Origin of the sequence: Kitasatospora sp. NPDC058478 (assembly GCF_042720345.1) — a bacterium.
In the GTDB taxonomy this organism is placed as follows: Bacteria; Actinomycetota; Actinomycetes; order Streptomycetales; family Streptomycetaceae; genus Kitasatospora.
Map to the genome: position 1 here is coordinate 16,832 of NZ_JBHXML010000103.1, position 10,980 is coordinate 27,811.

11 protein-coding genes are annotated in these 10,980 nt (G+C 75.7%); 5 read left to right on the forward strand and 6 right to left on the reverse strand.

Annotation, left to right across the window (positions count from 1 at the left end; all coding sequences use genetic code 11):
- Positions 1-102: 102 nt before the first annotated feature.
- The 3 genes from ACFWPT_RS37810 to ACFWPT_RS37820 all read right to left on the reverse strand — a co-directional run bounded on the left by ACFWPT_RS37810 (position 103) and on the right by ACFWPT_RS37820 (position 2,366).
- Entirely contained in the window at positions 103-1,464 is a 1,362-nt protein-coding gene (locus tag ACFWPT_RS37810) for an MFS transporter (protein ID WP_380487389.1), read from the reverse strand.
- Positions 1,465-1,631: 167 nt separating this feature from the next.
- Positions 1,632-1,994 (reverse strand): metalloregulator ArsR/SmtB family transcription factor, encoded by a 363-nt coding sequence (locus ACFWPT_RS37815; protein WP_063345900.1) that lies wholly within the window; start codon positions 1,992-1,994, stop codon positions 1,632-1,634.
- A gap of 90 nt (positions 1,995-2,084) precedes the next feature.
- On the reverse strand, positions 2,085-2,366 hold the full coding sequence (locus ACFWPT_RS37820) for a hypothetical protein (protein ID WP_380378793.1): 282 nt from the start codon (positions 2,364-2,366) through the stop codon (positions 2,085-2,087).
- A gap of 495 nt (positions 2,367-2,861) precedes the next feature.
- Between ACFWPT_RS37820 and ACFWPT_RS37825 the strand changes: the two genes are divergently transcribed.
- Positions 2,862-3,479 (forward strand): TetR/AcrR family transcriptional regulator C-terminal ligand-binding domain-containing protein, encoded by a 618-nt coding sequence (locus tag ACFWPT_RS37825; protein ID WP_380378792.1) that lies wholly within the window; start codon positions 2,862-2,864, stop codon positions 3,477-3,479.
- A gap of 73 nt (positions 3,480-3,552) precedes the next feature.
- Here ACFWPT_RS37825 and ACFWPT_RS37830 read toward each other — a convergent pair whose 3' ends face one another.
- Both ACFWPT_RS37830 and ACFWPT_RS37835 read right to left on the reverse strand, forming a co-directional pair.
- Positions 3,553-4,365 (reverse strand): slipin family protein, encoded by an 813-nt coding sequence (locus tag ACFWPT_RS37830; protein ID WP_380487392.1) that lies wholly within the window; start codon positions 4,363-4,365, stop codon positions 3,553-3,555.
- Positions 4,366-4,598: 233 nt separating this feature from the next.
- Entirely contained in the window at positions 4,599-5,459 is an 861-nt protein-coding gene (locus ACFWPT_RS37835) for an NAD(P)H-binding protein (protein WP_380378790.1), read from the reverse strand.
- Positions 5,460-5,741: 282 nt separating this feature from the next.
- Here ACFWPT_RS37835 and ACFWPT_RS37840 point away from each other — a divergent pair, with 282 nt between their 5' ends.
- The 3 genes from ACFWPT_RS37840 to lanL all read left to right on the forward strand — a co-directional run bounded on the left by ACFWPT_RS37840 (position 5,742) and on the right by lanL (position 9,376).
- Positions 5,742-6,404 (forward strand): helix-turn-helix domain-containing protein, encoded by a 663-nt coding sequence (locus ACFWPT_RS37840; protein WP_380378788.1) that lies wholly within the window; start codon positions 5,742-5,744, stop codon positions 6,402-6,404.
- A gap of 223 nt (positions 6,405-6,627) precedes the next feature.
- Positions 6,628-6,795 carry an SflA family class IV lanthipeptide gene (locus ACFWPT_RS37845; protein WP_380378787.1) on the forward strand — a complete coding sequence of 56 codons (168 nt, stop codon included), beginning with the start codon at positions 6,628-6,630 and terminating at the stop codon, positions 6,793-6,795.
- A 37-nt stretch (positions 6,796-6,832) separates the two neighbouring features.
- A complete protein-coding gene (lanL, locus tag ACFWPT_RS37850; RefSeq protein WP_380487395.1) occupies positions 6,833-9,376 on the forward strand; it encodes a class IV lanthionine synthetase LanL in 2,544 nt (847 codons plus the stop codon).
- Between the two features lie 76 nt (positions 9,377-9,452).
- Here the strand turns inward: lanL and ACFWPT_RS37855 are convergent, their stop codons facing one another.
- A complete protein-coding gene (locus ACFWPT_RS37855) occupies positions 9,453-10,295 on the reverse strand; it encodes an alpha/beta fold hydrolase (RefSeq protein WP_380378783.1) in 843 nt (280 codons plus the stop codon).
- 93 nt (positions 10,296-10,388) lie between these two features.
- Between ACFWPT_RS37855 and ACFWPT_RS37860 the strand changes: the two genes are divergently transcribed.
- Complete coding sequence (locus ACFWPT_RS37860) at positions 10,389-10,937, forward strand: helix-turn-helix domain-containing protein (RefSeq protein ID WP_380425065.1); 549 nt, start codon at positions 10,389-10,391, stop codon at positions 10,935-10,937.
- The last annotated feature ends 43 nt before the right edge of the window (positions 10,938-10,980 follow it).

The following is a 10,980-nucleotide window of genomic DNA, read 5'->3' on the forward strand; positions in this document are numbered from 1 at the left end:
CGACGCGTCGACCATACAGGAATACATGAACAGCTCTTCATTTATTCCCGCTGGATTGACCCTCCCGGGTGATGGAGTTGTCGCCCCGCCCGGTAGCCCTGGCTAGTTGGCCCGCGCGGTGAGGCCTTGTGGCCAGTGGCGGTGGTACTGGTCGATGACGTAGTCGTGGCCGTGGAGCCAGCCGTCCGCGGCCGGGTGGGCGTCGGTGAGGTGGGGGTGGCCCGGGGGCAGGTCGGCGTGGACGTGGTCGAGCCTGGCGGGGTCGCGGGCGGGCCAGATCGAGGTGGCGGCGGTGGCGGCGAGCAGGGCGATGGCGCCGAGGACGACGGCGGTCGTCGGGAGACCGGCGCCGGCGGCGAGCCAGCCGGCGAGGGGGTAGGTGAGCAGCCAGCAGCTGTGCGAGAGGGAGAACTGAGCGGCGAAGGCGGCCGGCAGGTCCGCGTCGGCGGCGGAGCGGCGGATCAGGCGCCCGCCCGGCGTGAGGACGGCGGAACAGGCGGCGCCGATCGCGGCCCAGGACGCCAGCAGCGCGCCCCAGGACCAGCCGCCCGGGGCCGCGGCGGTGACGGCGGCGACGGCGGCCAGGACGGCGGGGAGCGCGAAGGCGGCCGGGAGCATGACGGCGCGGTCGGAGAGTCGCCGCAGGAGCCGGGGCAGGAGCAGGGCGGTCAGCATGGAGCCGGCTCCGTAGGCGCCCAGGGCGAGCGAGACCGCGCCGGCCGGGCGGTGGAAGTGCTCGCGGACCGCGACGACGGTGTCGACGAAGACGATCGCCCCGGCGGCGGCGACCGCGAGGTCGAGCGCGAGCAGGGCCCGCAGGCGGGGGGTGGCCCAGAACAGGCGGGCGCCGAAAGCGGCCTTGGCGTAGGCGCCGCCGGTCCGCTCGACGGGGGCGGGCTTGGGCAGGACGACGGAGACGACCAGGGTGGCGGAGGCGAGGAAGCCCGCGGTGGTGCCGGTGAACAGCCAGGTGTACGGGACCAGCGCGAGCAGGCCCGCGGCGAGCGCGGGACTGAACAGGGACTCCAGGTCGTAGGCGAGGCGGGACATCGACAGCGCCTGGGTGTAGTCCCGTTCGGCCGGCAGCACCTCGGGGATGGTGGCCTGGAAGGCCGGTGTGAAGGCGGCCGAGGCGGCCTGGAGCAGGAAGATCAGGACGTAGATCTGCCAGGCCTGGCTGACGAACGGCAGGGCGAGCGCGACGGCGGCGCGGGTGAGGTCCATCGCCACCAGCAGCGTTCGGCGCGGAATGCGGTCGGCGAGGGCGCCGACCGCCGGTGCGACGGCCACGTAGGCGACCATCTTGACGGCCAGCGCGGTGCCGAGGACGGCCGAGGCGTCGGCGCCGGCGATGTCGTAGGCGAGCAGGCTCAGTGCCACGGTGGCCAGGCCCGTGCCCACCAGGGCGATGACCTGGGCTGCGAACAGGTGGCGGTAGGTGCGGTTGCGCAGTGTGGACAGCATCGGCCCCGTCCCGGTCGGCGGCGTGGTGCGGCGGCACCATCGTATCCAACACGTGCATACGTGTGCACGTGTTGGTTGCGATGGCGCGACCCTCGCTGCCGTTCCGGTCTGCGGGGGCTGGTCGGGTCGGGGCGGGTCGGGGCGAGCTGGGTCTGTCGTGCGGTGGGTCAGTCGTGCGGCGGCAGGGAGCCGATCTGGTGGTCGGCGACGTTCAGCGCCTCGTCGACCAGGCGCCGAAGGTGCCCGTGGCGCAGCGAGTAGACGACGCGGCGCCCGTCCCTGCGTGTGGTGACCAGGCCCGCGAGGCGGAGCTTCGCGAGGTGCTGGCTGACGGAGGTGCGCGGGGCCCCGCACGCCTCGATGAGGGAGGTGACGTCGGCCTCGCCCGCGCCGAGCCGGTGCAGCAGCGCAAGCCGGGTGCGGTCCGCGAGCAGGGCGAGGACGGACGCGGCGACGTCCAGTCGCTCGCCGCTGTCCTGCCCCTGCTCCTGCGAGCCGTGTGCAGCTGCCAGGTCGGTGCTTGTGCTCATGTGCTCATCGTAGGTCGGCGTGCGCCCGATGCGTGCACGCGTGCGCACGTGATGGCCCCGCGCTGTCGGGGCCGCCGGGGCGGGCCCGGTTCAGCGGCCGGGGCCCCAGCGGGCTTCGAGCCGGCGGGTGCCGTCGGGGGTGGTGACGGCCCGCCAGCTGGCCCGCATCCGCACCGTGCGGCGGGCGGCGCCGGTGCCGCTGGAGGCGGTCGGGGCGCCCACGGCCTGGAGCACGGAGTTGTCCAGGGGGCTGTCGGCGAGCCTGCGCACGATCGCGGACAGGGCCGCGGCCACCGAGCCGCGCGCCGGCGCGGATGCCGGCCAGCTGGCGGGGAGGGGCTGGCGGCGGTGGAAGGCGCCGAGAACGGCCACGGGGACCTCACCTTCGTTGCGTATCGTCCGACACGGCGGATCGATCGGGTGGTGGCCAAGGGTGCTCCGGAGGTCGGTGACGGGGCGCTGGGCCCGCGTCAGCCGGGCGGGGACGAGTCCGAGCCTAGGCCGCGGACCCTCGGGGGGCGGGTGATCCTGACGCCCCCTTGACTGTGCGGGCGCCGTCACTGACGGTGTCCTGACGGCGGCCCCGCGCATCGACGGCCTCCGGCCCGGACGCGATCGCGCTCCGGCGGGCGGCGCGTCCGGCGGGCGGGCGGCCGCGTCGTACGGGCGAGGAGGGAAGGGGAGCCATGGCAGGCCGGTCCGACGGCGCCGGCGCGGCCCGCGACGGCCGGGGGGCGAACGATTGGGACGTGACGGGTTCGTTCACTAACATCGACAGTGGCCCTGGATATAGGGAACACATCCGTTCATTACGGACAGCCGGTGAACGGGCGTGTCGAGAGGTGGAGCCGAAGAAGGTGCGCAGCCATGCCCGCTGAACCCGCAGTCGCGCGCGGACCGGCGACGGGCGCCCCGCTCCGCAGGCGCGGCGAGGCGCTGGAGAACGCCATCTTCGAGGCCGCCCTCCAGCAGCTCACCGCCGACGGCTACGCCCGGCTCACCATGGAGGGCGTCGCCGCCGCCGCGCAGACCGGCAAGGCCGCGCTCTACCGGCGCTGGCCCTCCAAGGAGGAACTGGTCAAGGACGCGCTGCGCGCCTGCCTGCCCCCGGTCGGCCCGCCGCCCGACACCGGCGGCCTGCGCGGGGACCTGCTGGAGGTGGTGACCAGGCTGCGCGCGGCGATGCTGAGCGAGCCCGGGGCCGCCGTGCGGGCCATCATGGGCGAGCTGGACCAGCAGCGGGCCCACACCTTCCTGGCGATCGTGCTGGAGCGGGTGGTGGAGCCCACCGCCGCGCTGATCGCCGAGGTGCTCGGCCGTGGTGCCACCCGGGGCGAGGTCCGCCCCGGGTCCGTCACCCCGCTGGTCACCGACGTCGTCCCGGCGCTGATGCTGTACCGGATCAAGATGTGCGGCGGCGCGCCGGAGCAGCTGGACCCGGCGGAGATCGTCGACGAGGTGCTGCTGCCGATCGTCCGCCAGTGAGGGCGGTCAGGTCGATGGCCGACGGCCGGTCAGGGGCGGGCCCCGGACCGGCCGTGGTCGTGCGGACGGGCCGTCAGCCAGCGTCGGACGGCGCCTGGGCCGGGACGGCGGGCGCCGGCGCGGAACCCGCCTCGGTGGCCCGGACGGCTGAGGCCTCGAAGAAGCGCAGCAGCTCCACCGGGAACGGCAGCACCAGCGTCGAGTTCTTCTCCGCCGCGACCTCGACCACCGTCTGCAGCAGCCGCAGCTGCATCGCCGCCGGGGTCTCGGACATCGTGACGGCGGCCTCGGCGAGCTTGGCGGCGGCCTGGAACTCGCCGTCCGCGGTGATGATCCGGGCCCGGCGCTCGCGGTCGGCCTCCGCCTGGCGGGCCATCGAGCGCTTCATCGAGTCGGGCAGGCTGACGTCCTTGATCTCCACCCGGTCGATGTGCACGCCCCACCCGGTGGCCGGGCTCTCCATCATGATCTCCAGCCCCTGGTGCAGGTTCTCCCGGCCGGAGAGCAGGTCGTCCAGCTCGCTCTTGCCGATGATCGAGCGCAGCGAGGTCTGGGCGACCTGAAGCATCGCGAAGGAGTAGTTCTGGACGTCCACCGTGGCCTTGACCGGATCGACGACGCGGAAGTACAGCACGGCGTCGACGCTGACGGAGACGTTGTCCTTGGTGATGCCCTCCTGGGCGGGCACCGGCATGGTGACGACCTGGACGTTGACCTTGCGCATCCGGTCGACCACCGGCACCAGCAGGGTGAGGCCCGGCTGGCGGACCAGCTCGCGCACCCGGCCGAGCCGGAACACCACGCCGCGCTCGTACTGCTGCACCACCCGCACGCCGGTGATCAGCCAGAACAGCGCCAGCACGACGACGAGAACGACAATTGCCACGTTCGTCCGACCTTCCCCGTAGCGGCGCAGCCCGGGCCGGGTCCTGAGCGGGCCCTGTCGCGCGGGTGCGAGCCGCGCAGGACAGTATGCGCCCCGGCCGCGGGGATCGACAGCCGCGTGCGCCGGGGATCCTGACGGACCGTCCGCTCCGCCGGTAAGGCGCGACCGCGCCACCCCGGCGGCGGGCTGACGCCCGTGGCGCGCGCACCACGGGCGTCCTGGAACCCTCTTGCCTAGCCGGCGAAGGCGGCCGCGTGCTCGGCGGCGAACTCGGCGAAGGAGCGCGCCGGGCGGCCGGTGAGCTTCTCCACGTCGGGGCTGACGGCGGCGGCGTACCCGGCCGCGTACAGCCCGTACAGCTCGACCATGCCCTCGGCGCGCCACTGGTCCCAGCCCGCGTCGAGCATTCCGGCCAGGGCCGCCTCGGGCGCCAGCGCGGTGTACGCCACCGGGCGGCCCGCGACCGCGGCGAGCCGCTCGGCCAAGGCGTCGTGCGACAGCGCCTCCGGGCCGGTCAGGGTGTAGACCGCGCCCTCGTGGCCCTCGGTCGCCAGCACCTCGACGGCGGCCGCCGCCACGTCCCGGGCGTCCACGTAGGACACCGCGCCCTCGCCGCCCGGCGCCGCGAGGGTGCCGGCCCGGACGCCCACGGCCATGCCCAGGACGTTCTGGTGGAAGCCGTTCGGCGCCACGACCGTCCACGGCAGCCCGGAGGCCCTCAGGTGGTCCAGGCCGCTGACGTGCGCGCCCACGAAGCGGACGCCCTCCGGCCGCTGCTCGACGCCCGCCGCCGCGTGCAGCACGATCCGGGGCCGCCGGCCGGTGCGCACGGCCGCGTCGATCACGTTCCGCTCGTGGGCGGCCATCTCGGGGTGGACGGCCACCAGGAGGTAGACGACGTCGGCCCCGGCCAGGGCCGCGTCCAGCGAAGCCGGATCCGAGAAGTCGGCGGCCACCCGCTCGACCGCGTCGTCCCACTCCGCCGGGCCCGGCGAACCGGCGCGCACCAGCGCCCGCACCGCCTCGCCGCGCTCGCGCAGCCCCACGACCACCTTCGACCCGACCGTACCGGTGGCACCCGTCACAACGATCACGGATGGCACTCCTCCCCGTAGCGGACGCCGACCTGATTCGACGTCAGCGCGATGATCGCAGGCGGGGCGGAGCCGATCAAGGTCGGGCCCGCCGGGCTCGGGTCGGTCGGGTGGGCCGGCCACGGTTCGCCCCGAGCCGACACGCACGGCGCCCCGCCGTTCCTCGACTTGGCGCACGCCGGGCGCTTGGATGGATCCGGCCTGGTCACCGCCCGGACACGACCGGGACACGACGCCGGGCGCGACCCCGGGCACCCGCCGGCAAGCCGAGGAGCCACCACCGTGAACGACACCCCTGACGCCGTCGACCGGGCCGAACCCGCCGCCGTGGCCGGCCGGATCGCCGAGCGGCGCGAACAACTCGGCCTCAGCGAGGACGACCTCGCCCACCAGGCGGCCATGGCCCCCCGCTACCTGCACTACCTGCTCGAAGCCGGACCGGCCTTCGACCCCGGCGGCTTCGTCCGGATCGCCGCCGCACTCGGCCTCAGCCGCGGCGAACTGCTCGAAGGCCGCGCCGACGCCCCGCCCGGCCAGGGCGGCCCCGGCCCGCACCCGCGGCTGTTCGGCCTCACCGAACCCGAGTGCTGGGAGCTGATCGGCACCCACGGCGTCGGACGCATCGCCCTGCCGCTCCAGCCGGGCCCGGTCGTCGTCCCCGTCAACTACGTCGTCGACGACGGCACCATCGCCTACCGCACCACCGAGCGTGGCGCCCCGGCCGAGGGCACCGCGCTCTCCTTCCAGATCGACCACATCGACGAGTACCTCGGCCGGGGCTGGAGCGTCCTCCTCCTCGGCACCGCCCACCACGTGCACGACCCCGCCGCCCTGCACCACCTGGTCGGTCTCCCCGGCGCGATCCCCTGGGCCGGCGGCGACCGGACCAGCTGGATCCGGATCAGCCCGGACGAGATCACCGGCCGCCGCCTGGTGAGTGACTGAACGGTCCGTTCCGGTCGCCGGGAATCGCGGTGCTGAGCGGCCGAGTTGGCGTTGTCGTACCCCTGTCGCGGACCGGTCGGCGTGGCTAGCATGAGGCGCCAACCGCAAGGAACACCGGCCCAGGCCCCCTCTTGCGGGTCACGTCGGATCAGCGTGCCCAGGTGTCCCGCGCGCCCGGCGTGATCCGCAAGAGCAGGTCCAACCCCCAAGGGAGGAACCACCCATGAGCGCAGTGGTGACCGAGATCCGCGACGCAGGCCTGCTGGACATCGACGAGGACGTCATCGTCTTCGAGGACGAGCACGACGCGGACCTCGCCCCGGTCGCGTGTCTCGCCGACCCGTGGGTCACCTACGTTCCGACGCGCTTCGACTGCGCCGTGGACTGCTGACCCGTACCGAGGAAGCGGACCGGGGGAGGGCGGAGCGATGACCACACCACCCGACCCCGGCTCCGCCGAGGCCCTGCGGCGCCGGGTCGCCGACCTGGCGGCCGCCGCGCCCGGCCCGCGCCGCCCGCTGCACACCGACGGGCACTGGTGGTACCTCCAGGACCCGCGGATGCCGGCGCGCGCCCACGGCTGGAAGCTCCACCTGTCCGCCCGGCAGGGCCAACTCCCGCAGCTGCTGGACGCGGTGGTCCCGATCCTGCTGCGCCGCACCTGCGACGCGAAGTTCGCGGCGGGCGCGGCCGTGCTGCGGGAGCTCAACAGCGGGCTGCGCGGCCCCGCGGCCGTGGGCAAGGCCGTCACGGTCTACCCGGACGAGGCGGACCTCGTCGCGCTGGGAACGGAGTTGGCCCGGGCGCTGGCCGGCTGGGCCGGGCCCCGGGTGGTGAGCGACCTCCGGCTCCGGCCGGACGCGCCGGTCTACTACCGCTACGGACTGTTCCGGGTCACGGACGACGGCGCCGACTACGGCATGACCGGCCCGGACGGGGCGGTCTTCCCCGGCCTGGCCGAAGCCCGCTACCGCCAACCGCCCTGGGCGAGCGACCCGTTCGCGCCCGTCGCGGCCGGCGCCCGGCCGCCGACCACCCGGGTCGGCGAGGGCCGGTACCGGATCACCGCCGGGATCACCCGCTCGCCGAACGGCCACGTCTACCGCGCGGTCGAACTCGCCACCGGGCGCGAGGTGGTGGTCAAACAGGCCCGCGCCCACGTCGGCGAGGACGGCGCGGGCACCGACGCGCGCGGCCGGCTCCGGCACGAACGCCGGGTGCTCACCGCCCTGGCCGGAGTGCCCGGGGTGCCGCCGCTGGTCGACTACTTCCGGCACGGCGCCGACGAGTACCTGGTCAGCGGCGCGTGCGGGCCGCGCGACCTGCGGCGCGACGTCCTCGCCGCGGGCCCGTACGACCTGCGGCCGGGCACCGGCGGGCGCGACTGGTGGCGCCTGGCGCGCGGACTGCTGCGGATCCTGGACGCGGTGCACGCGCGCGGCGTGGTGGTCTGCGACCTGAAACCCGCGAACGTGGTGCTGGACGCCGCCGGCCGCTGCTCGCTGGTCGACTTCGGCGTCAGCTCCCTCGACGGCGCCCGCCCGCCCGGGGCCACGGCGGGCTACGGGCTGCCCGGCGCCACCGGAACCGACCCCACCGAGGACTACTACGCGCTGGGCACCACGCTGCACCACGCCCTCACCGGCCTCGACCCGGTGGTGATCGACCCCGACCCGGCGACCAACCGCGACCGCACCCTGGCCTGTCTGCGCGCGGCCCTCCCCGGGCCTTCGGACTCGGCGGATTCCGCGGTGGCCCTGGTCACGGGCCTGGTGAGCCCGGACCGGGCCTGGCGCGCGGCCGCCGCCGCCGGCCTGCGGGAGGGGAGGCCGCTCGGCCGCCCCCCGGCCCGGCGCTCGGCCGGGCCGCGGCGGGCCCCGCTCGACGAGGCCGTCGACCACACCGTCGGCACCTGCGTGCGGATGGCCCGCGAGCTGGTCGCCACCGACCCGCGCGCCGGCGAACCCCGCACCCTGCTGTCGCTCTACGACGGCGCCGCCGGCCTCGGCCTCGAACTGCTGGAGCACGCGGACCGCCCCGACGCCCGGGCCGCCGCCACCGCCCTGGCCGACTGGACGGCCGCCCACCCGGCGCTCGACCGCCTCGACGGCTCGCTCTACCAGGGCCGGGCGGGGGCCGACCTGTTCCTCGCCCGGGCCGCCGACACCCTCGGCACGGCGCCGCCCGGTACGAACTCCCCGTACCTTCGCCACCACGAGCCCGCCGGGACCGACCAGATCGCCGGCGCGGCCGGGCTCGGCACCGCCCACCTGCTGCTCGCCGCCCTCGGCCGGGACACCGACCGGCACCTCGCGGCGGCCGCCGCGTGCGCCACGGCACTGACCGCCCGGCCCCTCGACGACCCCGGCGAGGCGCCCAACCCCGGCACCGCCGCCCTCGCCGAGGGCTTCGCGCACGGCCGCGCGGGCATCGCCCACTTCCTGCTCGCCCGGCCCGACGAGGCGTCCCGCCGGACCGCCCGCCGCATCGTCGACGGACTCGCCGCCGACCTCCCCCGCCTCAACGCGGCCGCCCTGCGGCCCGGGGCGACCCGCCGCTACCTCTCCTGGTGCCGGGGCCTGGCCGGCCTCGGCACGGTCCTCGTCCAGGCCGGGATCCAGTACGGCGACGACGCCCTCCTCGCCCTGGCCGCCGACGCGGCCGACACCTGCCGGACGCTCGCCCCGCGCACCGCCCTGGTGGTCCGCTGCTGCGGTCTGGCCGGAGTCGGCGACCTCCTCGTGGACCTCGCCACGGCCACCGGCGACCCCCGCCACTGGCACGCGGCGGAGCAACTGGCAGCCCTGCTCCTCACCCGGGCCGGCGGGCCGGCGGGCCGCCCGGTCTTCCCCGGCGGCGACCCGACCGCCGAGTCCCGCGCCTGGGCGGTCGGGACACCCGGAGTGCTGACCTTCCTGCGCCGGCTGTCCCGTCGCGGCGGCCCGGTGCCCGGACTGCTGCCGTCGGCCTGAACCGGCCGAGGCCGGCGATCGGGTCGGACGGGCGGACGTTCTGCGGCCGGTCGACCGACGCCCGGTGGCCCACCGCTCAGCTGCGGTCGAGGAGTTCGCGGATCCGGGCGGCGACCACGTCGGGCCGCTCGCCCTGGATGAAGTGGCCGGCGTCGACGGTCTCGTAGCGGCCGTCGGGGAGGGTTTCGGTCCAGCGGCGCTGGTGTTCCTGGAGGGCGGGGTGGGTGCGTTCGCCGCCTCGGCGGGGGCGGTCGGCGGACAGCAGGACGGTCGGGCAGCCGGGGGGTGCCGGGGGTTCGGCGCGCAGCCGGGGGACGGCGGCCGCGACGGCGCGGAATTCGCGGCGGGTCTGGGCGAGGCCGGCCGGGACGAAGTCCTCGGCGAGCATGGTCTCGTAGGTGTCGGTGGGGAAGACCCGGCGGGCGGTGCCGCTGAGCAGACGGGCCACCAGGCGGCTGCGGACCAGGGGTTGGGCGATGGCGAGCGTGCGGTCGACGCGGCGGGCGATCTGGTCGATGGCGTCGAAGGCGGGCGCGGTCTCCGGTGTGGTGTCGACCATCAGGATGCCGCGCAGCCGGGGCGCGAGGCGCCGGTACGCGAGGCGGGCGACCAGGCCGCCCATGCTGTGGGCGACCAGGACGAACCGGTCGGGGGCGACGGCCTCGGCGAGGGCGACCAGGTCGGCCGCCAGGTCGTCGAGGTCGAGCGGGGCGTCGGTGCGGGCGCTGCGGCCGAAGCCGGCCCGGTCGTAGGCGACCAGCCGGGCACGGTCCGCGAGCAGCGGCAGGACCGGGTCCCAGGAGGCGCGGCCGAGGCCCTGGCCCGACTCGAAGAGCACGACGTCCGTACCGTGGCCGGACTCCTCGACGTGGATCGATCGCCCGTTGACGGTGATGGCCCGCCCGTTCGTCTGGCGCATGGTGCTTCCCCCCTGGGAACCGGCACCCGGGTCGTCTCCCGGACGCACTGTTTTCATCTTTGATAATGATAGCGACTGTGAAATCGTTGGGCAATGGACCTCGAAGCGGTAGACCTCCTCCTCCACCCGGTGCGCCTGCGCGTGGTGCACGCCCTCGCCGGCGGGCAGGTGCTCACCACCTCGCAGCTGTGCGAGCGGCTGTCCGGCGTGTCGAAGGTGACGGTGTACCGGCACGTCGCGCTGCTCGCGGAGGCCGGCTTCCTGGAGGTCGCCGAGGAGCGCCGGGTGCGCGGCGCCGTCGAGCGGCACTACCGGCTGCGCGAGGACCGCCCGGTCGTGGACGACGCCGCGGCCGCCGCGATGACGCGGGAGGACCACCGCCGGGGCTTCGCCGCCGCGATGGCCGTCCTGATCGCCGAGTTCAACGCCTACCTCGACCGCGAGGACGCCGACCCGGCCGCCCAGGGGGTGGCCTACCGGCAGGGCACGTGCTGGCTCGACCCGGCGGAACTCGCGGAGCTCGGCGGCGAGTTGCGGGCCGTCCTGGCACCTCGGCTGGCGAACGGGCCGGCGCCGGGCCGGGAGCCGTACCTGCTCAGCCCGATCCTCTTCCCCGCCGTGGGACCGTCCCCGGTGGAGTAGCCCGAAACGGCGGCGGCCCGTACGAGCAGGTGCTCGTACGGGC

Bases quoted from the DNA above. Each gene is read 5' to 3' on its own strand.
- ACFWPT_RS37860 (WP_380425065.1), top strand. From the start codon at position 10,389: ATGGACCTCGAAGCGGTAGACCTCCTCCTCCACCCGGTGCGCCTGCGC.
- ACFWPT_RS37810 (WP_380487389.1), bottom strand. From the start codon at position 1,464: ATGCTGTCCACACTGCGCAACCGCACCTACCGCCACCTGTTCGCAGCC.
- ACFWPT_RS37855 (WP_380378783.1), bottom strand. From the start codon at position 10,295: ATGCGCCAGACGAACGGGCGGGCCATCACCGTCAACGGGCGATCGATC.
- ACFWPT_RS37815 (WP_063345900.1), bottom strand. From the start codon at position 1,994: ATGAGCACAAGCACCGACCTGGCAGCTGCACACGGCTCGCAGGAGCAG.
- lanL (WP_380487395.1), top strand. From the start codon at position 6,833: ATGACCACACCACCCGACCCCGGCTCCGCCGAGGCCCTGCGGCGCCGG.
- ACFWPT_RS37845 (WP_380378787.1), top strand. From the start codon at position 6,628: ATGAGCGCAGTGGTGACCGAGATCCGCGACGCAGGCCTGCTGGACATC.
- ACFWPT_RS37825 (WP_380378792.1), top strand. From the start codon at position 2,862: ATGCCCGCTGAACCCGCAGTCGCGCGCGGACCGGCGACGGGCGCCCCG.